Source organism: Planococcus sp. 1R117A (genome assembly GCF_051417975.1).
Lineage (GTDB): Bacteria > Bacillota > Bacilli > Bacillales_A > Planococcaceae > Planococcus > Planococcus shenhongbingii.
In genome coordinates this window covers 1,073,014-1,094,830 of the sequence record NZ_JBPRLO010000001.1, presented here as the reverse complement: position 1 = coordinate 1,094,830, position 21,817 = coordinate 1,073,014, and the positions used below count along the sequence as shown (strand labels likewise).

The 21,817-nt window shown below is 41.9% G+C and carries 20 protein-coding genes; 12 read left to right on the top strand and 8 right to left on the bottom strand.

Going from position 1 to position 21,817, the window contains the following annotated elements:
• Positions 1-452: 452 nt before the first annotated feature.
• From ACSFXN_RS05150 to ACSFXN_RS05125, 6 genes are all read right to left on the bottom strand, one after another.
• Positions 453-1,352 carry an EamA family transporter gene (locus ACSFXN_RS05150; protein ID WP_437149100.1) on the bottom strand — a complete coding sequence of 300 codons (900 nt, stop codon included), beginning with the start codon at positions 1,350-1,352 and terminating at the stop codon, positions 453-455.
• A 193-nt stretch (positions 1,353-1,545) separates the two neighbouring features.
• The gene (ahpF, locus tag ACSFXN_RS05145) at positions 1,546-3,093 is read right to left on the bottom strand and encodes an alkyl hydroperoxide reductase subunit F (protein ID WP_437149099.1); all 1,548 of its coding nucleotides are present in this window, start codon (positions 3,091-3,093) and stop codon (positions 1,546-1,548) included.
• A 12-nt stretch (positions 3,094-3,105) separates the two neighbouring features.
• The gene (ahpC, locus tag ACSFXN_RS05140; protein ID WP_437149098.1) at positions 3,106-3,675 is read right to left on the bottom strand and encodes an alkyl hydroperoxide reductase subunit C; all 570 of its coding nucleotides are present in this window, start codon (positions 3,673-3,675) and stop codon (positions 3,106-3,108) included.
• A gap of 429 nt (positions 3,676-4,104) precedes the next feature.
• Entirely contained in the window at positions 4,105-5,553 is a 1,449-nt protein-coding gene (locus ACSFXN_RS05135) for an SLC13 family permease (protein WP_437149097.1), read from the bottom strand.
• Position 5,554: 1 nt separating this feature from the next.
• Positions 5,555-6,736 carry a glycerate kinase family protein gene (locus ACSFXN_RS05130; RefSeq protein ID WP_437149096.1) on the bottom strand — a complete coding sequence of 394 codons (1,182 nt, stop codon included), beginning with the start codon at positions 6,734-6,736 and terminating at the stop codon, positions 5,555-5,557.
• Positions 6,737-7,029: 293 nt separating this feature from the next.
• Complete coding sequence (locus ACSFXN_RS05125; protein WP_437149095.1) at positions 7,030-7,665, bottom strand: GntR family transcriptional regulator; 636 nt, start codon at positions 7,663-7,665, stop codon at positions 7,030-7,032.
• A 282-nt stretch (positions 7,666-7,947) separates the two neighbouring features.
• On the opposite strand from ACSFXN_RS05125, the gene garR reads away from it, so the two are divergent.
• The 4 genes from garR (at position 7,948) to ACSFXN_RS05105 (ending at position 12,697) form a co-directional block, all read left to right on the top strand.
• On the top strand, positions 7,948-8,838 hold the full coding sequence (gene garR, locus ACSFXN_RS05120; RefSeq protein ID WP_437149094.1) for a 2-hydroxy-3-oxopropionate reductase: 891 nt from the start codon (positions 7,948-7,950) through the stop codon (positions 8,836-8,838).
• 1 nt (position 8,839) lies between these two features.
• Complete coding sequence (locus tag ACSFXN_RS05115; RefSeq protein WP_437149093.1) at positions 8,840-10,285, top strand: four-carbon acid sugar kinase family protein; 1,446 nt, start codon at positions 8,840-8,842, stop codon at positions 10,283-10,285.
• A 138-nt stretch (positions 10,286-10,423) separates the two neighbouring features.
• Positions 10,424-11,260, top strand: coding sequence for a class II fructose-bisphosphate aldolase (locus tag ACSFXN_RS05110; RefSeq protein ID WP_437149092.1), 837 nt, complete (start codon positions 10,424-10,426; stop codon positions 11,258-11,260).
• A gap of 114 nt (positions 11,261-11,374) precedes the next feature.
• On the top strand, positions 11,375-12,697 hold the full coding sequence (locus ACSFXN_RS05105; protein WP_437149091.1) for a gluconate:H+ symporter: 1,323 nt from the start codon (positions 11,375-11,377) through the stop codon (positions 12,695-12,697).
• Positions 12,698-12,803: 106 nt separating this feature from the next.
• Here the strand turns inward: ACSFXN_RS05105 and ACSFXN_RS05100 are convergent, their stop codons facing one another.
• The gene (locus ACSFXN_RS05100; RefSeq protein ID WP_437149090.1) at positions 12,804-13,565 is read right to left on the bottom strand and encodes a DeoR/GlpR family DNA-binding transcription regulator; all 762 of its coding nucleotides are present in this window, start codon (positions 13,563-13,565) and stop codon (positions 12,804-12,806) included.
• A gap of 239 nt (positions 13,566-13,804) precedes the next feature.
• Between ACSFXN_RS05100 and ACSFXN_RS05095 the strand changes: the two genes are divergently transcribed.
• From ACSFXN_RS05095 to phnX, 5 genes are read left to right on the top strand one after another with little or no spacing between them, the layout of a single operon-like run.
• On the top strand, positions 13,805-14,557 hold the full coding sequence (locus ACSFXN_RS05095; RefSeq protein ID WP_437149089.1) for an ABC transporter ATP-binding protein: 753 nt from the start codon (positions 13,805-13,807) through the stop codon (positions 14,555-14,557).
• Positions 14,550-16,169, top strand: a complete 1,620-nt coding sequence (locus tag ACSFXN_RS05090) for an ABC transporter permease subunit (RefSeq protein WP_437149088.1) — start codon at positions 14,550-14,552, stop codon at positions 16,167-16,169. Before ACSFXN_RS05095 ends, ACSFXN_RS05090 begins: the two co-directional genes overlap by 8 nt.
• 29 nt (positions 16,170-16,198) lie before the next feature.
• Positions 16,199-17,182, top strand: a complete 984-nt coding sequence (locus ACSFXN_RS05085; protein WP_437149087.1) for an extracellular solute-binding protein — start codon at positions 16,199-16,201, stop codon at positions 17,180-17,182.
• 17 nt (positions 17,183-17,199) lie between these two features.
• Complete coding sequence (gene phnW, locus ACSFXN_RS05080) at positions 17,200-18,294, top strand: 2-aminoethylphosphonate--pyruvate transaminase (protein ID WP_437149086.1); 1,095 nt, start codon at positions 17,200-17,202, stop codon at positions 18,292-18,294.
• On the top strand, positions 18,291-19,115 hold the full coding sequence (gene phnX, locus ACSFXN_RS05075; RefSeq protein WP_437149085.1) for a phosphonoacetaldehyde hydrolase: 825 nt from the start codon (positions 18,291-18,293) through the stop codon (positions 19,113-19,115). Before phnW ends, phnX begins: the two co-directional genes overlap by 4 nt.
• Before the next feature lie 132 nt (positions 19,116-19,247).
• Here the strand turns inward: phnX and codA are convergent, their stop codons facing one another.
• Entirely contained in the window at positions 19,248-20,507 is a 1,260-nt protein-coding gene (gene codA / locus ACSFXN_RS05070; protein ID WP_437149084.1) for a cytosine deaminase, read from the bottom strand.
• Positions 20,508-20,773: 266 nt separating this feature from the next.
• Here codA and ACSFXN_RS05065 point away from each other — a divergent pair, with 266 nt between their 5' ends.
• From ACSFXN_RS05065 to ACSFXN_RS05055, 3 genes are all read left to right on the top strand, one after another.
• Positions 20,774-21,271 (top strand): LURP-one-related/scramblase family protein, encoded by a 498-nt coding sequence (locus ACSFXN_RS05065; protein ID WP_437149083.1) that lies wholly within the window; start codon positions 20,774-20,776, stop codon positions 21,269-21,271.
• A 108-nt stretch (positions 21,272-21,379) separates the two neighbouring features.
• Positions 21,380-21,523 (top strand): hypothetical protein, encoded by a 144-nt coding sequence (locus ACSFXN_RS05060; RefSeq protein WP_437149082.1) that lies wholly within the window; start codon positions 21,380-21,382, stop codon positions 21,521-21,523.
• Between the two features lie 2 nt (positions 21,524-21,525).
• Positions 21,526-21,741, top strand: coding sequence for a GyrI-like domain-containing protein (locus ACSFXN_RS05055; protein ID WP_437149081.1), 216 nt, complete (start codon positions 21,526-21,528; stop codon positions 21,739-21,741).
• Positions 21,742-21,817: the final 76 nt, after the last annotated feature.

The following is a 21,817-nucleotide window of genomic DNA, read 5'->3' as shown; positions in this document are numbered from 1 at the left end:
CCTTAACCGATATTCCGCTAAACAGCTGAGAAGACATTGGCCGAGGTTTGTGAGGCCAAGTCTTTGCGACGAGCTTGCGCAGGAGCAGCGCACTTTCATGTCTCGAAGCTAGAGAAGCGATGCAGAGACAGTACGGTTTTCTCCGCTGGTTGGCTCCATATCTGGAGAGCAGGAAACAAGAAAAGAGAATTTACTCAAACAGTCACACTTTTAGAGCGTCTCTAGGAGTGACAAAAGCGAGCTGAATGCAGCGGAAGGCGGCGACTCCTGTGGGAATAGGGCGAGTCCTGAGACCCCGCAGAGAGCGTTAGCGAACGAGGAGGCTTAGGGCCGCACCCCACGGAAAGCGTCCGTCCTGGAGCGAAATGAAAAAGAACATAAGAAATTTTCGACAGCGTGAAAAAAGGAGCCTGCATCTTTTATGATGTAGGCTCCTTTTTTATAAGGATACTTTAGTTAAGGTGCTTCCTAATTCGGAAAAGGTTCGGGCTGAGTTCATTTAAAGCAATAGCGGCTAGTATAATCGCGATGCCAAACCATTGGTACGGCGACACAACTTCTGACAGAATAAGGCTGGCCGACAGAATGGCAATCGGCAATTCGATAGACGTTAAGATATTGGCAACTCCTCCTGACACCAAAGGCGCACCAGCCGCAAAAAATAATGGCGGCAGGACTGCTCCAAACAGCGAAACACCCACTGCAGTTGCAAACAAATCTTTCTCCAATGGCAATACAGTTGGCATGTCACCCATGAATACGACAAGCACTAAAATGGTTGAACCTGTCACCATCAGAGAACTGCGCGTCCACGGATCCACGTTTACAGCCACCTTGCCACTGCAAAAAATAAATCCGGCATAGGTGAAGGCGGATAGAATTCCAAAAATGAACCCTTTAATCGGCAATCCCTGTATGTCGCCATTTACAAAATTTGAAGCAAAAAAGACCCCTATTAAGATTAATAGGATGGATAAGACTGTTACAGGAGCAGGTTTTATTTTACTGAAAATCCATTCCAAGATAATCCCGATCCACACGAATTGGAACATTAAAATGATGGCTAATGAAGCCGGCAAATATTGCATTGAACCGTAATAAAAAATACTTGTTAAGCCGATAAAACAGCCGGTCATCATAATTTGAAGAACATTCTTCTTATGGAGTCCTTTAAAGCTGGAGCGTTTAAGGAGAGTGAAAGACCATAATAAAAAGAAGGAAATTACCATTTGAACGATATTGATTTGGCCAAGTGAATAGCCGTGGCTAAACCCGATTTTGGCAAATATCGGAGTAAATCCGAAAAATGACGCACCTATTAATATATAGATAACACCTTTATTAAAATTCATCATCTAACCCCCTTCATGCCAAGGCACAACTAGATTATCATATCATAAATAAGCTGAAGATTAACCGTTCCTCCAGCAGTTAATCTGAAGGAATAAACGATGCTTCACGGGAACAATCTTTAATGCCAAGCAAAAGGACTGTTGAGAGGAATTAAATTCCTTTCAACAGTCCTTTACTTTTATTCAAGCTTTTTTATACCAAAACAGGAACTTCACTTCTGATGAGGTAATCGAACGCACTCAATGAGGCAGTGGCGCCGGATCCCATCGAAATGATGATTTGTTTATACGGGCTGTTTGTGCAGTCGCCTGCAGCAAACACGCCAGGTACACTTGTTGCTCCGCGCTGATCGATAACAATCTCACCGAATTTATTGCGTTCAACGGTGTCGCCTAACCAGTCTGTATTCGGAACAAGACCAATTTGAACAAATACTCCGGAGAGTTTGACATGTTTTACGTCTCCTGTTTCACGCTCAACATAAGAAATGCCGTTCACTTTGTCTGTTCCTGTGATTTCCTGCGTTTGGGCATTAATTACGACTGTTACGTTCGGCAGGCTGTGCAAGCGGTCTTGCAGGACCGAATCTGCTTTCAGCTCTGAATTGTATTCAAGAACGGTAACGTGGTTCACAATGTTCGCCAGGTCGATGGCTGCTTCGACGCCGGAGTTGCCGCCGCCAATAACGGCTACATCTTTGCCGGCAAATAATGGGCCATCACAGTGTGGGCAGTAAGCTACCCCTTTGTTCTTGAATTCAGCTTCGCCAGGCACTCCGACGTTGCGCCAGCGGGCACCTGTCGAAAGAATGACAGTTTTGCCTTTTACAACAGCGCCGTTTTCAAGTTCAATTTCGATGTAATCCTTCTTTTCTAAACGCTTGGCACGTTGCAGATTCATCACATCGATGTTGTACTCTTTCACATGTTCTTCCAGGCTTGCTGCAAACTTAGGCCCTTCCGTTTGCTTGACACTGATGAAGTTTTCAATGCTCATCGTATCCAACACTTGACCGCCAAAGCGTTCAGCGACAATACCCGTCCGAATGCCTTTGCGTGCTGCATAGATGGCCGCACTTGCACCGGCTGGTCCTCCGCCGACTACAAGAACCTCGTAAGGCTCTTTGTCCGCAAATTCAGATGCATCTGGAGCACTGCCCAATTTAGCAAGCAATTCTTCCAATGACATCCGTCCGCTGGAGAAAGATTCCCCGTTTAGGAACACAGTCGGAACTGCCATGATGTCTTTGCTTTCAACCTCTTCTTTAAATGCCGCCCCGTCAATCATGGTATGCGTTATATTCGGGTTGAGGACACTCATCAAGTTCAGCCCTTGGACAACTTCCGGACAGTTTTGGCAGCTTAAGCTAATGTAAGAGTCGAAATGGTAAGTGCCTTCAATGCTCTTGATTTGGTCAATCACTTTCTGCTCGACTTTCGGAGCCCGCCCGCTAACTTGTAAGAGAGCAAGCACTAAAGAAGTAAATTCATGGCCAAGAGGGATGCCCGCAAATGTAATTCCGGTATCTTCTCCGACACGATTTACGCTAAAGCTCGGTGTTCTTTCCAACTCCGTGCGTTCAACTTTAATGTTGGAAGACATGGTGGATAGTTCATTTACTAGAGCCAACATGTCGCGGGAAACGTCGTCAGATCCTGCACTGACTTTAAGCAGCACGTCGCCTTCCAACAATTCTAGGTATTGCCCTAATTGTGCTTTTATATCTGCGTCTAGTATCATTGTCTGAACTCCTTAAATTTTCCCTACAAGGTCAAGGCTAGGCTTAAGTGTTGCGCCGCCTTCTTCCCATTTTGCAGGACAAACTTCACCAGGATTGTTGCGAACATACTGTGCTGCTTTAATCTTGCCGACAAGCGTGCTTGCATCGCGGCCGATGCCGTCTGCGTTGATTTCTGCTGCTTGGACAATACCTTCTGGATCGATGATGAATGTACCGCGTTGTGCCAGGCCTGCTTCTTCGTCAAGAACATCGAAGCTGCGAGTAATTCTTTGAGAAGGGTCGCCAATCATAACATATTCGATCGTGCTGATCGCATCTGAATGATCGTGCCATGCTTTATGAGTGAAGTGAGTATCCGTTGAAACAGAATACACTTCAACTCCTAAACTTTTCAGGGTAGCGTATTGCTTTTGAAGATCCTCAAGTTCAGTAGGGCAAACGAATGTAAAGTCTGCGGGGTAGAAGCAAACAACACTCCATTGCCCTTTCAAGTTTTCCTCAGTAACTTCGATAAACTCACCGCTTCCAGCGTTGTAAGCTGAAGTTTTAAATGGTTGGATTTCTTTTCCGATCAATGACATATAAAATACCTCCTAGATGTTTTTTAGAATGATTATAGTCAGTGATTCAAAAAAATATTAATCAAAGCGTTTCACCTTAATTAATATAATTATTTAACTATAATGATTCTAATCATATATCTATTGTTATATGAAATGGATTTTTTGTCAAAGGTAACCCCTTATTTAAATTAATCTCTTCGGATTCCTATGAAATCAATGCTTCGGGTCATAATTCGTTAGTAATGGTTTTAGTGGAAGGTAGGAAAATTGAGACCAAATCAATCTTTTTGAATAATATTAATTTTCAATAATCTTATGTATTTCTCAATCAAAGAGCATTAACTGATAGAAGGTCCACTGTTGGATATAAAGATAAGAACCTTGTAAAGCACAACAAGCAAACAAGGACACGGCTTCAAGTGCCATATCCCTGTTCTTTGCCGCCGTTTATAATTGCAGTCCTGTCCATTGCCAATAGGAAAAGTAAAACAGCATCATCACACCGATATAAAGAGGCATTAATATGACGCTTATTTTTAACAAAGTTCTTGCATTGTATGAAGCCCCTTCATCTTCATAAAAGAGCAGCAATGCTTTTGAACTGACAGGAAACGTCACGCAATAGTTCATGCCGATCAAACTTAAAAACACGACGGTTGAAGGGTTTACTCCGATCGCTTCACTGAACAGCAAGAACCCTGGAATAAAGACGATGGCACGCGTCGTATGTGAGGTAATATACAAATGGCTTGTCACCGATACGAGCAAAATGACCAACACAATCTGCCAATCCGGGGCATCTGTAAATAAATGCAGAAAGGCCAGCATTTCTTTTTCCAGCCATTTGACGACGCCTGTTTCCACCAATATTTTTCCAAGTGCGGCAGCAGCAGCGACAAACATGATCAAATTCCATGACACGGATTTCATTCCTTGTTTCCAGCTGATAATTCCGTAGGTCGGCGCCATGACTAAGATGGCACCGACCATCGCAACAAAAGCAATGTCATAGCCATGGATACTTTCTGTCATCCAAAAGGCGATTAAAGAAATCAGCAAGATCAAGGTCTTTTTTTCTGTCCGGTTCAGCTGTTTTTTCAAAACAGATGTTTCAGCTGTTTGATCGAGTTTCGGCATTTTTCCACCATTTTTCGGCCAGAGCGTCCATTTGACCACTAAAAAGGAAACAAGCGTCATCACCAATGCGAAAGGAAGTCCCCACACAAACCATTGGATAAAAGAAATGGATTGATGAACGGTGCTTTCAAGCAAGCCGATTCCGATTAAATGAGAACCTGCTCCAATAAGGGTAGCGGAGGTGCTCATCAAAATGATGATAGGCGCTAAAAGCACCAAAACATTTTGTTCTTTTTCTGTGTACTTTTGGTTTAATTGATTGATAATCGGCATGGCCAATGCTGCCCGGCCGGAAGTTGAAGGGATGAAAAACACGGTTGCGAATAACACGGCACTTATCCCGGCGAGGACCCTTTCTTTTTCGTTCGATTTACTCAATATGATCAGGATTAATCTTTGGGCTAATCCAGACTCTTTGACGGCATTGCCGATGATAAAAGAGCCGATCATCAACCAAACCACTTCCTCTGAAAGTGATTCGTATAACAGCTCCGGTTCAGCCGCATTCATGATGATGACGAATGCAATGAGCGAAATGGCTACAAATCCAGCTGGTATTTTCGTGGCAACCCATAAAATCATCGCTGATAAAAAGGCAAATAAAGCAATCTTTGAACGATAGTCCAAGTCATCAATCAAAACTATGGCTAGCAAGACCAGAACATGTAAAACAACAAGAACCATCGGCTTTGGAAATGCACGAATACGGGATATTAATGGATGATCCTTTTTTATTTGCTTTTCTAATCCTTCAATCATATTAGACAGGCACCTTCTTCAACACACCTTTATTTGTCATCCTCCAGCCGATAGCAACTTTCCGCAGCGCGGAATAGGTGCTTTCCTCTATCCATTTCGGCGCGTTTTCCATAGCCATTTCCAAGGAAACAGGTTTTTGAATAATACTGCTGTAAGCGTCTATACCGGTCTCGTAGTTCAGGTCTGCTCCTTCTCCAATGGTTCCGGTGATCGCGATAACAGGGATATGGCTCGTTTTGGCAATCCGCGCTACCTCTGATGGGATTTTGCCGTTTGGCGTTTGAAAATCCAAGCTGCCTTCTGCTGTGAACACCATATCGGCTGTTGAAATTTCCTTCTCGATATTGATAAAGTCCATAATGATATCAAAGCGGGGGTGGAGGACGGCATTTGTAAATGCAAGAAGGCCCGCGCCTAAACCTCCGGATGCGCCGCTGCCTGGCAATGAGCGAACATCTAATCCGGTTCCTTCCTGAATGACGCCAGCATAATGTTCCAGTGCTGAAGATAAGGCTTCGACCTGCTCTGAATTAGCTCCTTTTTGAGGTCCAAACACTCTGGCTACGCCTTTTTCCCCGCATAAGATGTTCTTCCAATTACAAGCCACATCGATGGATACATTCTTTAATCGGCCATCTATATTCGCAGTTGTGAGGGAATCCACTGCCAATAAATTTTCGCCGCCTTTGATCTGGACCTTTTGCTGTTCCTTGTTTAAAAATTGAACCCCTAACGCTTCAGCCATGCCGGCACCGCCATCTGAAGTGCCGGAATCTCCACAGCCAATTAAGATATGGTCTACCTCGAAATCTAAAGCAGCGATTATTAATTCGCCTACCCCGTAAGTAGTGGTTTTTAACGGGTTTCGTTCATTGCGAGGGACCAGTTTCAGCCCTGCGACCGCGGCCATCTCGATAACAGCTATCCGTTTACCGTTCTCTTTGTACAAACCGAAATAACTGCTGATTTTCTTTCCAACGGGCCCTGTCACTTCTTTATGGATGATAGAGCCGCCTTTTATATTGATGATTGTTCTAACAAATCCTTCACCGCCGTCGATCATCGGAATCACTACTGCATCAATCGACGGATCGAAGCGCTTTACCCCTCGTTCCATTGCTGCCGCAACTTCTTCCGCATCCAAACATTCTTTAAAACCTGAAGGCACTATTACAATCTTCATCTTAAACTCCTCCTCAAACTCTGATACTTTCTAAGTTACCTTCCAAATATGAGAAGAAGATGAGAAGAACATGAGAATTTGAGTATAAAATAGGAAAATATTAGAAAAAAATTTTTGAAAGTCGCAAAAAGAATAATATAGAACGAAATGAGCCGAGATTAACAGGAAGAAAATGCATTGAAGAAGAATGAGGAGCCGTTTAGTGCATTGAAGGAAAGGGAGGAGGAGAAAAATAAATGCCTTACTTTCTATTCTTCATAGAAATGTAAGGCTGATTTAGAAATCCAATATTATCATTCGTAATTTGTCCTGCCTAAAATGTGCAAACAAAAATCCAGGTCTGCTTGAAGATGAGTCTCCATAAGCAATTTTGCCGCTTGGCTGTCTCTGGCTTTAATGGCTTCATAAATTTTCTGGTGTTCTTCGATCAAGTGGGGGCGTTTGTGCAGCACTACAGTCTTACGGAAAAGATAAATGATTGACTGCATTCGGTTGAGAATGTCGACGATTTGTGAATTGCCGCTTGCTTGAACAATGATTTCATGAAAACGTTCATTTGCTTTCATCACCTCTTCAGTTGTTCCTTCTCTTCCTATTCTAATGCATTGAGAAAGCAACTCCAGTTCCTTTTCAGGCAAATAAATGGCGGCTGTTTGACTTGAAAAGCCCTCTAAAAGAATTCTCACTTGAAATAAGTTTCGCAGATCTTTCTCGGTAGGCTGTACGACTTTTTTACTTACGATAAGGCCTTCATATTCTAATTGCCTTAGCGCTTCCCGGATCGGCGTACGGCTGCAGCCTAATTCTTGGGCAAGCCGTTCCTCAACAATTTTTGTGCCGCTCGGGAGATCCCCATTTAATATCCTGTCACGCATCACTTCGTACGCTTGATGAGAAGCGGTCCGAGAATTCTTAATGCCCTGACTCATTTCAATCACTCCTATTTTTTACAAAACCTAACTGTCATTAACGTATCAAAAAAAGTGAAAAAAAGATAGAGACTCTCCGGGTAAAGACCAATAGGCAAGTTCCAATAAGCAGGTACATAACTAGTAAAATGTATACAAAATGATACCATATTGTATACAAAAAATAAAAAAGAGTATACAATTCATCATGTAAGGGCTTTCTATAATCAAATTTAAGCAAACAATATAAGCAATTGATTTTTATGAAAATAGAACAAACGAATAATTGAGGAGGAATAAAGGATGAAAAAAATAGGGTTTATTGGTTTAGGAATCATGGGAAAACCGATGGCAGCAAATCTTTTGTCAAAAGGATATGAAGTAACGGTCAACGATCTTAACGAAGCTGCCGTTCAGTCTTTGGTGGAATTAGGCGCAAACCGTGCGGAATCTGCGAAAGTAATCGGAGAAAGCTGTGAAGTGGTCATTACGATGCTTCCTGCCAACAAACATGTGCAGCAAGTTGTTCTAGGAGAAAATGGTGTTCTTAGCGGAGCGAAACCAGGAACAGTCATTATCGATATGAGTTCCATAACTCCAGTAGTTTCAAAAGAAATTGCTGCATTGGCATTGGAAAAAGGTGTGGAAATGATGGATGCTCCTGTTAGTGGAGGAGAACCGAAGGCCATCGATGGAACTTTGGCAATTATGGTAGGCGGGAAAGAAGAAGTCTTTGAGCAAGTGAAAGATGTTCTTTACGCAATGGGCAGTGAAGTTACATTGGTAGGCGGAAATGGCAGCGGTACGACTGCGAAATTAGCCAACCAAGTAATCGTCAATTTAAATATTGCCGCTATGTCTGAAGCATTGGTTTTAGCAAGCAAAGCGGGCATTGATGTGGAAAAAATGTACAAGGCCATCAGAGGTGGTTTAGCAGGAAGTGCTGTACTTGACGCAAAAGCGCCATTAATCCTTGACCGCAACTTCGTAGCTGGCGGAAGAATTGATATCAACATGAAAGACATCACGAACGTCATTGATACGGCTCACGAAATCGGCGTGCCAATGCCGTTGTCAAGCCAATTGCTGGAAATCTTCCACGCATTGAAGGTTGATGGAAAAGCTGCGGATGATCACGGCGGCATTGTTCAATACTTTGAAAAACTGGCAAATGTTGAAGTAAGGAGAGGTTAAAATGGGCACGATTAAAAGTACGGATACAAGATTAGTCAACGAAATTTTTGAGGAAATTCCACCAGTAGACAGAGATGCTGTAAAAGAAATGCTAAAAAACGAATTAGTTGATCTGAATAAAAAAATCATCGTGCTTGATGACGATCCTACTGGTGTCCAAACCGTTCACAATATTTCCGTCTACACGGATTGGTCGGTCGACAGCATCGAAAAGGGCTTTGCAGAGCAAAATGCGATGTTTTTCATCTTAACGAACTCCCGAGGCTTTACAGCAGCTGAAACAGAAAAAGCACATAAAGAAATTGCTGAAAATGCATTGGAAGCAGCGAAAAAGCAAGGCAAGGATTTTATTATCATCAGCCGTGGAGATTCGACTTTGCGCGGCCACTATCCGCTTGAAACAGAGGTATTGAAGGAAACAATCGAATCCGGTTCAGACATCAAGTTTGACGGAGAAGTAATTGTTCCATTCTTTAAAGAAGGCGGCCGTTTCACTGTCGACAACATCCACTATGTGCAGCATGAAGACCATTTGGTGCCGGCTGGTGAAACGGAATTTGCGAAAGACCGGACATTCGGCTACACAAAATCTCATTTAGGTGAATGGGCGGAAGAAAAATCAGACGGCAGATTCAAAGCGGAAAACGCAACTTATATCTCACTCGAAAGCTTAAGAGCGCTTGAAGTCGATAAGATTGCCGATCAATTGATGGAAGTCAGTGATTTTAACAAAGTCATCGTTAACGCGGTAGACTACGTCGATATCGAAATTTTCACCATAGCACTCATCAAAGCGATGAAAGCCGGCAAACATTTCATGTTCAGAAGTGCAGCTGCTCTTACCAAAGTAATCGGAGGAGTCAGTGATAAAGGGTTGCTTACGAGAGAAGAGCTGATCAAGGAAGAGTCTGGCAATGGGGGGTTGATCATTGTAGGTTCTCACGTTAAAAAGACAACTGAGCAGCTTGAGGAATTGAAGAAATGTGATTTTATTGAGTTTATCGAGTTTAATGTCCATCTTGTATTGGATCCGGAACAGTTTAAAGCTGAAACCGAACGGGTCATTGAAACATGTGAAAATCTTATCCGTTCAGGTAAAACAGTAGCCGTTTACACAAAACGGGAAAGAATGGATCTTGGCGAAGGCAAAAAAGAAGAGGAACTTATGCTATCGGTTAGAATCTCTGACGCCGTAACCAGCATCGTTCAAACCTTAAAAGTGAGACCAAGCTATATTGTTGCGAAAGGCGGCATTACTTCAAGTGATATCGGAACAAAAGGCCTTCAAGTAAAAAGAGCAACTGTTGCTGGGCAGATTAAGCCGGGCATCCCTGTTTGGTTTACTGGAGAAGAAAGCAAATTCCCGGGCATTTCTTATATTATCTTCCCAGGAAATGTAGGAGCCAAAACCACCCTTAAAGAAACCGTTGAACTATTGGAGAAATAAGGGGATTATCAGGATCCGTTAAAATTTCATTCGTATACGGCTGCAACTTTTTCAAGGGGGCAGCCGTATACAAAACGGAAAAAGTTTTGAAAACGAATACAATTGTCATCCCATTACTTATAAACTAAGGAGCTCATCATGTTAGCGAATACAAAAGATATTTTACTGGATGCACAAAAAGGAAAATACGGCGTTGCAGCATTTAACGTATATAGCTTAGAAACGGTTCAAGCAGCTATAAAGGTTGCGGAACAGGAAAACCAGCCTGTAATCATTGCTTTAGGGGAACGATACTTCCCGACAGTAGATGTGGAAGGATTTTCAGCAATGGTAAGAGCAATGGCAGAAAAAGCGAGTGTTCCCATTTCTCTTCATTTGGATCACGCTTATGAGAAGCAATCAATCATTCGTGCCATCCGTTGCGGGTTTTCATCAGTCATGTTTGATGGTTCAGCATATGAGATTGAGAAGAATATGCGCCTTACAAAAGAGATTGTCGAAATTGCCCATATGGCGGGCGTATCGGTTGAAGCTGAGATTGGTTCTTTAGCGAAAGGGGCTTTCTCTGATGAAGAAGAAGGCGACGGGACACTTACGGACCCGGAGACCGCGAAGAAATTTGTTGAAGAAACAGGCGTAGATTTTTTAGCTGCCGCTATTGGAACTGTCCACGGCATGTATAAAGGAGAACCGAAGATCGACCTGGACCTATTGGAAAGAATCCGGCAAGTCGTTGATATTCCCCTTGTCCTTCATGGTGGTTCAGGAACCCCTGAAGAAAAAATCAGACAGGCCATCGAATTAGGAATAGGTAAAATCAATGTGAACACAGAAGTATCCGTGGCTGCCGTTACCCATCTGCAAAAGTATTTTGAAAGCAAAGAAATCGCCCATCTCTCTTCTGTTATGGAAGACATGCAGCTGTCTATGGAACCGGTAATGACTAAATTCGTTAAATTGTTTTCTGGAAAATAATTTTAGTATAGGCGGGCATAACTTCCGCTTCGCTAGGTTACAGACACTGGAAGTCCTGCGATATCCAATCTTCGCCATTGTTTCGTTAATGGCTTTCTAAAAGGAGTAAATAATATGCCGATAGTTTCAATTATCATAGGGGTCGCCCTATTACTTGTATTAATGATGGTTTTTAAACTGAATGCCTTCATTGCTTTAATTCTGGTTGCTTTAGTTGTGGGTATTTTAGAAGGAATGTCGCCGATTGATGCGATGGCATCTGTCCAAAGCGGTTTAGGCAGTACGCTGGGCAGTCTAACCATGATCATCATCTTTGGTGCAATACTCGGTAAGTTAATGACAGATTCGGGTGGAGCTCAAAGAATTGCCACAACACTTATTCGGGTATTTGGGAAGGACAGAGTTCAACTGGCTGCCGTTTTAACGGCATCTGTTACAGGGATTGCCCTCTTTTTCGAAACTGGTGTTGTCGTTCTGATTCCACTCGTATTTACAATTGCCGCTGCTGCCGGTGTACCTATTTTGTATGTGGGGATGCCGGTAATTGCCGCCCTTATCACAATGCATGGCTTTGTTCCGCCGCACCCTGGGCCAACGGCAATAGCGAGTGTATTTGATGCAAATATCGGTCAGACATTAATCTTGGGAATCATTATTGCGATTCCTGCAATTATTATTGCCGGACCTCTATTTACGAAGTTGTTTAAGAAAGAGGATTTGGAAGTTGAAATTCCAAAAGGGTTATTTAATCCGAAAGAATTTACAGAAGAAGAAATGCCAGGATTTGCAACAAGTATTATTACTTCGTTGATGCCTGTAATCCTGATTGCATCACAAGTAATTGTAGAAATCTTTTGGCCAGAGTCGTCAGTTATGCCGTTCTTCGATTTCATCGGTAATCCGAACGTCGCCTTACTGATCTCTGTTCTTATTGCCTTCTTTACTTTTGGCCTCAACCGGGGCAAAAAAATGGAAGACGTCATGAAATCTTTGGCAGAGGCAGTCAGTGGAATTGCCTTGATTCTGCTTATCATCGCTGCAGGCGGTGCGTTCAAGCAAGTATTGATCGACAGCCATATTGATCAATACATTTCTGACATTATGATAGGATCGACATTATCTCCGTTGATTCTTACTTGGCTCATCGCTGCTATCCTAAGGGTTGCGGTAGGTTCTGCAACAGTGGCCGGAATGACCGCTGCGGGAATCGTAGCGCCTCTTATCGCGGCGACAGGAGCAAGTCCGGAACTAATGGTGTTAGCTGCTGGTGCGGGAAGTATCACCTTCTCTCACGTGAATGATGCAGGGTTCTGGATTTACAAGGAATACTTTAACCTGACCATCGGGCAAACGCTTAAAACTTGGTCTGTAATGGTGACTATAATTTCAGTCGTCGGCCTTGCCGGTGTATTGATCTTGGATATGTTCGTAGGATAAAGAAGTATTGAAATGAGAAGGCCAGCTTATTAAATTAAGCTGGCCTTTTTTGCATTGATTTGTACTTGGTCGATATGATGCCCTGTTTTTCTAATTCATCTCATGATCATTCTGAAATGATTAAATTCGTGCTTGTTTTATTAAATCGATTGACGAGATTTTTATTTAAATTTTTATCTGTAATGATGTAATCAATTTTTTCAAGAGGCGCAATTCCAATGGTGACATCTTTTTCGAACTTTGTACTGTCAGCAGCAATATAAACTTCTTTAGATAGTTCAATCATTTTTTTTCTAGTAAGGGCTTCTTCTAAATTATAATCGGAAATCCCTTTTTCAAGCGTAATGCCACTCGTACAAATAAACGCCTTCACGATATTCAATTCACTAAAATTAAACAAATAATCGAAAGTTACAACAGATTGTTCGTTTTTTCTTATCTTTCCTCCTATAATTATCAGCTCCACATCACTATCCATTAACTCTGTGATAACGGGAATGGAATTTGTTACGACGGTCAAATTCCTTTTATTTCTAATATATTTCGCGATTTGATAGGTGGTGGAACCACTATCGATATAAATACAGTCCCCGTCATTAATATATTCACTGCATTTTTTGGCAATGCTGTCTTTTTCCTCTAAGTGGCTGATCATGCGTTCATCGATGGTGGATTCTCCAAATTTTGATTCCACAAGTTTAACTCCCCCATAGATTTTCTCGATTTTTCCTTGTTTGGCAAGAAGGTTAATATCTCTGCGAAGTGTGTCGATGGAAATGTTCAATGCTGCGGTTAGCTCAGTGATCTTTAATACTTTTTTCATCGTTAATAGTTCGATGATTTTTTTTTGCCTTTCAAGTGGAAACATGTCATCACCCTTAAGTAAGTATTTTTTATCCGTTCCTGTTAATATACGGACGGCTCATGATTTGTTCAACATATTGTGGGAAGTAGAGAAGAATATAAGCAACATGCACTTACAATATATACATATTATTACACAAAATATGCACGACATAGGCATAATTTACATACAATTTACGCAAATCATCATTCGGATTTACAAACTGCCTCTATACTAAAGTTGAATTCAAGGAGGTGGACGGTTTGCTTAAATTGAAAAATATCAGCAAACAATTCGATGATAAAGTGGTGTTAAAAGATATAAACTTGGAAATCAAAACCGGAGAGATTGTTTCGCTGCTTGGCCAAAGCGGGAGCGGCAAAACAACTTTATTGAATATTATTTTGGGACTAACCAAAATGAATAGCGGAAACATCGTTTTTAATGGGGTAGATGTAAGTAATATCTCGATGAAGGAGCGGGGATTTAATATCGTCTTCCAAGACTATGCACTTTTCCCTCATTTAAATGCTTATGAAAATATTGTGTACGGATTAAAAAATAAAAAGGGATCGGTGACGAAGAAGGAAATTCAGGAGTACATCGAATTCCTGGAACTTGAACCGCATTTAACAAAGAAAATCGGAGAATTATCAGGCGGCCAGAAGCAACGGGTGGCGCTTGCCAGAACATTGGTGATGAAACCCGAGATTCTGTTGTTGGATGAGCCGTTAAGCGCATTAGACGGCGTCATCAAAGAATCCATTAAGGAACGGATTAAGTCCATTGCAAAAGAATTCAAACTGACAACCATCATTGTCACGCATGATCCCGAGGAAGCTTTGACTTTGTCGGACAAAGTCCTAATCATCAACAATGGCAGCATTTCACAATTTGGCACACCACACGAAATTATTAATGAGCCGAATAACGAGTTTGTAAAAGAATTTATTCTTAAACAATTGCAGATCAAAAGGCAAAATATATTAAAGTTGTTTGAGTACAATTATGCCTAAACCAAAAAAAGAAATGCGCATCATTTATACGGCAATAATTGTGTTGTTTGCTGCCTTTTTATTATTGCCGCTTGCCGTTTTGTTTATTCGGTCATTCAACACCAGCCAAGGCTTTGCTTTTTCAAATTATGTGTCTGTTTTATCGAATCCGGATTTAATGGGCGCGATTTGGAACAGTATTAAAATCTCCAGTCTTACTGCGGTAATCACTACTGTTTTGGCGTTTATTCTAGCTTATACGGTCAATTGCACGAGAATTTATCGTCCATTGAAAGGTGCTATTAAAACAGGCATTCTGATACCGATGCTTCTTCCCACGATTACATATGGATTTGCGATCATTTATTCTTTTGGCAAGCAAGGCTTGATCACCAAGATTTTTGGCAAAGATTGGTTTGAGATTTACGGATTTAACGGATTATTAATTGGCTATGTCATTTATACAATACCAGCCGCTTTTCTTCTGATTAATAATTCTTTCAAGTACATAGATAAGAAATTCATCATCGTTTCAAAGTTAATGGGCGATGACGCGTTAAGAAGTTTCAGCAATACCATCATCCGTCCCTTGCTGGGAACATTGGGAGGAGCCTTTGTCCTTTCCTTTATCTTAAGTTTTACGGATTTTGGAATACCAGCTTCGGTTGGAGGAACGTATGATGTTGTGGCGACACAACTCTACCAAGTTATGTTGGGCTCGATTCCGAATTTTAATAACGGGGCAGTCATTGCGATTCTCATGTTAATACCGGCAGTGTTTGGCGTCTTGCTGTTAACGTATCTTGAAAGATTTAATTTCCATTACGATAAGTTTTCCGAAACTGAATTGATGGAGAATAAATTCAGAGACATTTTCTTCAGCATGGTTTCCATGGTCATTTTACTGGGGATGTTATCTGTTTTTGCTGTTATGTTTATTGCTCCATTTATGAATAGTTATCCGTACGATTTCACTTTTACGCTGAAGCATTTTATCGATGTATTTGAATCGAGTGAACTGCGGGGAGTTTATACAAATTCAATCGTTATAGCCTTATTTACAGCGGTACTGGGTACATTTATTGCTTATTGCTCAGCAATCTTGAATGCCCGTACCTCGTTAAAAGGGAAATCATCCTTGGATATCATTTCAATGATTACCAATACAGTGCCGGGTATGGTCTTAGGTTTGTCGTATTTGCTTCTTTTTAATGGAAGCAGCCTGAAAGGGACATTCGCCATTATTATTCTCTGCAATATTGTTCACTACTTTACAACCCCTTATTTAATGGCGAAAAATTCATTGTCCAAAATGAACCCGTCTTGGGAAACGACCGGGGAGTTATTGGGAGATGGCTGGATAAAGACTGTTTACCGAGTGATTTTGCCCAATTCAGCATCGACAGTGATTGAAATGTTCAGCTACTACTTCATCAATGCAATGGTCACCATCAGCGGAATCATTTTCTTGGTTTCCGCCCAGACGCAAGTAGTGGCAAGCAAAATAAAAGAACTGCAGCATTTCGCCAAATTCAATGAAATATTCGTTTTATCTTTATTGATCTTTTTTACAAATTTACTGGTCAAGCTTTTATGCGATTATTTACAGAAGAAACGTGCAGTAAACCATTAAAGGATTCTTTATAAAAGTGAGGGAAAAAGATGTTTAAATCATGGAAGAAAATAATTTTGTCTTTAGCTGTATTAAGTTTAGTTTTTGTATTAGCAGCGTGTAACAGCGGAGGGGAAGAAGTCGTCATTTCTACAAATGGTGATGAAGAAGCCGTTGCCGCTATGGAAAATGCTTTAAACGGAGCTGGATACGAAGGCCAATATGTCCTTCAATCTTTAGGCACTTCTGAATTAGGCGGAAAGCTGATTGCCGAGGGAGACCAAATCGAAGCTGATCTGGTCACCATGAGTTCTTATTTTATCGAAAGTGCACAAGATCAGCATTCCATGTTCAAAGATTTATCTTTTGAAACAACGGCATTAGAGGAATATCCATCGTTTTATGCACCGATTTTATCGAATACAGGTTCCATTTTTGTGAATACGGAAGTATTGAAGGAAAATGGTTTGGAAATGCCGACTTCCATCAAAGATTTAACAAAACCTGAATTTGAAGGATTGGTATCCATTCCAAACATTGTTGACTCTTCAACAGGGTGGCTGTTGATCCAAGCGATTATTGCTGAATATGGAGAAACAGAAGGAAAAGCTATTCTTCAAGATTTAATTGCGAATGTTGGTCCGCATCTTGAAAGCTCAGGTTCAGGCCCAATCAAAAAGGTGCAAGCTGGAGAAGTAGCAGCAGGCTTTGGGCTGCGCCACCAAGCCGTACAGGCGAAAGAATCGGGTGCACCGATTGATTACGTCGATCCGATTGAAGGGAATTTCTCTCTAACGGAATCTATTGCAGTGGTAGATAAAGAAGGCGAAAAAACAGACCTGGCCATGAAAATGGCGGAAACGATTGTAAATGATGCGAGAGAAGAGTTATTGAAGCACTATCCGGGTGTCCTTTATGAAGGCGAAACCGTTGACCCTGCTAACGAGCCGGCACATTCCAAGAAATTCGACCAGCCATTGACGGTTGAGCTATTAGAACAGCACCAGGAATTTTTCAATTCAGCAAAACAGTAAAAGAGGAGTGAACATCCATGTATGATTATAAACTTTTGACGCCAGGCCCATTGACCACTACTAGTACCGTGAAAGAAGAAATGCTTTTTGACCGCTGCACGTGGGATCAGGATTATAAAGAAATTACACAGAAAATCAGAGCCCAGCTGCTTGAATTCGCAGGTGCGGAAAAAGAAGAGTATACAGCAGTGCTCATGCAAGGAAGTGGATCGTTCGCGGTTGAATCCGTGATGACTACAGCTCTTGGAGATCAGGATAAGGCCTTAATTATCACCAACGGTGCTTATGGTGAGCGGATTGTAAAAATGGCGAAATACATCGGGTTAAATTATCAGGAATACCGCGTGACTTATAATGAATATCCAAATGAAGCTGAAATTAAAAATATTTTAGAAGAAGATAAAGCGATTACCCATATTGTCATGGTTCATTGTGAAACCACAACAGGCATTATGAACCCGCTTGAGATGATATCCAAACTGTCCAAGCAATATGGAAAAACCTTAATCATTGATGCCATGAGCAGTTTTGGCGGAGTGGAAATGAATGTGCCTGAACTGGGCATTGATTACCTCATTAGTAGTGCCAATAAATGCATTCAAGGGGTTCCGGGGTTCGGATTTGTTATTGCGAAGCTTGATAAACTTTTAACGTGTGAAGGAAATGCCCGGAGTTTATCGTTGGATTTATTTGATCAATGGAAGGAAATGGACAAGGATGGCAAGTGGCGTTACACTTCCCCTACTCATGTCGTGGCAGCATTCTCGAAAGCTATGGATGAATTGATTGAAGAAGGCGGCATTTCAGCGAGATTCAACCGTTACCAAAACAACAACCGGGTTTTGAGAGAGAGATTTGAAAAAATCGGGATTCATTCCTACATCACTTCTGAGAAACAATCGCCGATCATTACCACCTTTCTTTTCCCAAATGAACAATTCGATTTTATAGATTTCTATTCTTATGTGAAAGAGAAAGGATACGTCCTTTATCCAGGAAAGCTAACGGATGTAGATACATTCCGAGTTGGAAATATTGGTGAAATTTACGAAGAAGATATCCATGCACTATGTAACGTAGTAGAAGACTATATGGGAGTGACGGCAAAATGACTAAAGTTGAAGGTGTAGTATTTGATTGGGCGGGAACAACAGTTGATTTTGGCTGCTTTGCACCAGTAAATGTATTCATGGACATTTTTAAAAATGCCGGCATTGACGTAACGATGGAAGAAGCAAGAGCACCAATGGGTATGCTGAAAATTGACCATATTCGTGCCATGTTATCTATGCCTAGAATTTCCGGGTTGTGGGAAGAGAAGTTCGGCCGAGTGTTCAATGAGCAAGATGTAGAGAGATTATATGCGGAATTTGAACCTGCCTTGATGTCTTCCTTAATAGAATATACAGATCCGATTCCAGAAGTTGTGGAAACGGTCGAAACATTGAGGAACCAAGGCTTGAAAATCGGTTCGACAACCGGCTATACACAGTCGATGATGGATGTCGTGGTTCCGAATGCCTTGGAAAAAGGCTACTCTCCTGACTTTTATATTACACCTGATGGCACCAATTCTCTTGGCAGACCGTATCCTTATATGATTTATCGGAATATGGAAGCATTGAAATTATCCGCGCCATGGAAAGTAGTCAAAGTGGGGGATACGGCTTCGGATATAAAAGAAGGGGTCAGTGCTGGGGTTTGGTCAATCGGCGTCATTATTGGCAGCTCTGAAATGGGATTGAGTTTAGATGAGTTTCATGCCTTATCTGAAGCGGACCAAGAAGAAATCATCGCTAAAACAGCCCAATCTTTCATGCAATATGGAGCAGACTTTACGATAAGATCAATGAGTGAACTTCCTCAGCTAATAGAGAACATCAATCGTCTTATCTCAGAAGGCAAGAGGCCTCATTCAAGCTTAATAAAGTAAATTGTATTATAAGTAAACGCAAATACAAAAGAGGAGCCAATTTTATGGCTCCTCTTTTGTATATTTATTATCGGTTTTCCTGTGACTACAATATCAATTTCCTTCAACCCGTTTTCTTATTCAAAGAAATATTTACGAGAAAAAAGGAACATTCATGGTCGTTACAGCCGGTTTTGTTTCAACGATGACTTCGCCGTTCCGGATGGAGTAAAGCACTGGAGCCTGGGTCCGGATCGCTTCGTATTCGGATTCGGAGTCAATGACGATCAAGTTGGCTCGATTGCCTTCTTTGATGCCATAACCCTCTTCCATTCCCAGTGTTTTGGCTCCGTTTATGGTAATGAGATCGAGCGCCTTGACGATATGGCCGTGGTCGGTCATATGGCAGGCATGCAAACCGGTGTCGACAACAGACATCAAGTTGCCGTCTCCGAGCGGATACCAAGGGTCCATGATCGAATCGAGGCCAAAGCAGATATTGATGTCTTCAGCCACCATTTCTTTGACTCTTGTCAGCCCGCGGCGGATTGGATGATTATCGAATCTTCCCTGCAAATGCAAATTGGCTTTTGGCAGGGCCACAAAGTTGATATTCGCCTTTTTCAAAGTTTGGAACAGTTTATACGTATAGGCGTTGCTGTAAGAAGCCATAGCGGTCGTGTGGCTTGCTGTCACACGATGCCCGATGCCTAACTTCAATGCCTCGCCTGCAAGCACTTCCAAATAGCGTGATTGGTCATCGTCAATTTCATCACAATGAATATCGACCAATTTATCGTATTTGACGGCTAGTTCAAGCGCCTTGAACACCGACCGGACACCGTCTTCCCGGGTCAGCTCGTAATGAGGAATTCCGCCCACAACATCAGCGCCCATTTCGATTGCTTTAATAAGCAGTTCTTCGCCGTCCGGTTTGGTGTATAAGCCTTCCTGTGGAAGAGCCACAATCTGCAAATCCATCCACGGTTTGATTTCTTCTTTTACTTCCAATAAGGCTTCCAAGCCTTTTAACGTCGGGTCACTGACATCGACGTGCGTCCGTACATGCTGAATGCCATGTTTCAGCTGCATCTGAATCGCTTTCAAGGCACGTTTTTTAATATCGTCTTTTGTTTCGTTGACGATTTGCTTTCGCTCGGACCAAATTTCAATGCCTTCGAAGACAGAACCAGATTTGCTCCATCTCGGAGTCCCGGCAGTCAGTACATAATCCAGATGAATATGCGGCTCTACATAAGGAGGCAGCACGATTTTTCCATTCAAGTCGATGACTTGGCCGTTCATTGCCTCATTGGCATTTGTTGCCTCGGTAATTGTTTTGATTTGGCCTGCTTGAATGTCGATATTCCATTTGCCTTCTTGGCCATAAAGCTTTGCATTTTTTAATAACATGCTTAACCCATCCTTTCGTAAAAGTTTTTGCAGCCGTTTATGCTGCACTCGGTTTTTTGAATTTTGGAGCATTAAATAATTGGTCGCCTCATCAGCATCTTAACAAAATTCAGTATTAAGTGCAGGGTTACCATCTTCGGTTAATTTGACTATCATCCTTTTAGCTAAGAAGGCATTTTAGTTAATCTGGAGAATATAAATAAGGGAAATCATCGATTCCATTGAAAAATTCTTTTTAACAAACAAGTTACTGAAGGAGGTCCACGATGAAGCAGCTTTACATCAAGCAGAAGGTGCTTAGCCTAAGCGGAAAATTTGCGGTGAAAAATCAGCAAGAACAGGACGTTTACTACGTGGAAGGCAGTTTCATGCAAATTCCGAAGACGTTTTCCATTATGAATACAGCAAGTGATGAAGTGGCGCTTATTACAAAAAAGACGTTCAGTTTGCTGCCAAAGTTTTTTGTAGAGGTGAACGGCCAAGAGGTGCTGACGATTGAGAAAGAGTTTTCTTTCTTCAAAGCGCGTTACAGGATTGACGCAGCAGGCATCGAAGTGCTCGGCAACTGGTGGGATATGGACTTTCAAGTTTTGCGGCACGGCGAAGTGGTTGGCCAAGTGAACAAGGAATGGTTCGCTTGGGGCGATAGTTACCAGGTTCAAATATTGGATGAGGATATGGAAACCATCGTTATTGCACTTGTCGTTGCCATCGATTGCGTTAAGGCTGACCAAGCCGCGGCTTCCTCAGCAGCTTCGACGTAAATCGAATGTTTCAGCCTCTTCCGATCAATCCCCTACAAAAACAGCGCGGGAATTGTCAGGAACAACAGGTCGAGCCTGTTTAAGATGGAGTTAAGGGAGGTCATTGGAGTGGATTCGATTCAGAATTTAAACAAGGCATTGGCTTATATCGAAGCGAATCTAGAAAGAGAAATCGACTTTTTGGAAGTGGCGAAGATTGCTTGCTGCTCGGAACATCAATTCAATCGGAAGCTTTTTCCCGGTCTTTCCTGAAGATGCACGGAACCAAAGCGTATCCGCCAATGACTTTCCAATTCAATACTTCGGGACCACAGCCGGAAACCTTATTGAAAACATGGGAGAGGGTGTATGCCGAATGGATGCCTTCTTCCGGCTACGAGCTGTCAGAGACGATTGAATTTATTTGTGATTTAAATCTCTCATCTAATTCGATGGAAAATGAGATTTGGATTCCTGTGAAAAAAAGATAAACCACACTAGCAGGAAAAAAGACAGTCCACCTACTGCGTAAGCAGCATGTGAACCGTCTTTTATTTAGATTTAATC

Excerpts from the sequence above, each read along its gene's own strand:
- ACSFXN_RS05130 (WP_437149096.1), bottom strand. The coding sequence starts at position 6,736 with ATGAAGATTGTAATAGTGCCTTCAGGTTTTAAAGAATGTTTGGATGCG.
- ACSFXN_RS05090 (WP_437149088.1), top strand. The coding sequence starts at position 14,550 with ATGCCTAAACCAAAAAAAGAAATGCGCATCATTTATACGGCAATAATT.
- phnX (WP_437149085.1), top strand. The coding sequence starts at position 18,291 with ATGACTAAAGTTGAAGGTGTAGTATTTGATTGGGCGGGAACAACAGTT.
- ACSFXN_RS05065 (WP_437149083.1), top strand. The coding sequence starts at position 20,774 with ATGAAGCAGCTTTACATCAAGCAGAAGGTGCTTAGCCTAAGCGGAAAA.
- ahpF (WP_437149099.1), bottom strand. The coding sequence starts at position 3,093 with ATGATACTAGACGCAGATATAAAAGCACAATTAGGGCAATACCTAGAA.
- garR (WP_437149094.1), top strand. The coding sequence starts at position 7,948 with ATGAAAAAAATAGGGTTTATTGGTTTAGGAATCATGGGAAAACCGATG.
- ACSFXN_RS05110 (WP_437149092.1), top strand. The coding sequence starts at position 10,424 with ATGTTAGCGAATACAAAAGATATTTTACTGGATGCACAAAAAGGAAAA.
- ACSFXN_RS05115 (WP_437149093.1), top strand. The coding sequence starts at position 8,840 with ATGGGCACGATTAAAAGTACGGATACAAGATTAGTCAACGAAATTTTT.
- ACSFXN_RS05085 (WP_437149087.1), top strand. The coding sequence starts at position 16,199 with ATGTTTAAATCATGGAAGAAAATAATTTTGTCTTTAGCTGTATTAAGT.
- ACSFXN_RS05100 (WP_437149090.1), bottom strand. The coding sequence starts at position 13,565 with ATGTTTCCACTTGAAAGGCAAAAAAAAATCATCGAACTATTAACGATG.
- ACSFXN_RS05150 (WP_437149100.1), bottom strand. The coding sequence starts at position 1,352 with ATGAATTTTAATAAAGGTGTTATCTATATATTAATAGGTGCGTCATTT.
- ACSFXN_RS05125 (WP_437149095.1), bottom strand. The coding sequence starts at position 7,665 with ATGAGTCAGGGCATTAAGAATTCTCGGACCGCTTCTCATCAAGCGTAC.
- ahpC (WP_437149098.1), bottom strand. The coding sequence starts at position 3,675 with ATGTCATTGATCGGAAAAGAAATCCAACCATTTAAAACTTCAGCTTAC.
- ACSFXN_RS05055 (WP_437149081.1), top strand. The coding sequence starts at position 21,526 with ATGCACGGAACCAAAGCGTATCCGCCAATGACTTTCCAATTCAATACT.
- ACSFXN_RS05135 (WP_437149097.1), bottom strand. The coding sequence starts at position 5,553 with ATGATTGAAGGATTAGAAAAGCAAATAAAAAAGGATCATCCATTAATA.
- codA (WP_437149084.1), bottom strand. The coding sequence starts at position 20,507 with ATGTTATTAAAAAATGCAAAGCTTTATGGCCAAGAAGGCAAATGGAAT.
- phnW (WP_437149086.1), top strand. The coding sequence starts at position 17,200 with ATGTATGATTATAAACTTTTGACGCCAGGCCCATTGACCACTACTAGT.
- ACSFXN_RS05105 (WP_437149091.1), top strand. The coding sequence starts at position 11,375 with ATGCCGATAGTTTCAATTATCATAGGGGTCGCCCTATTACTTGTATTA.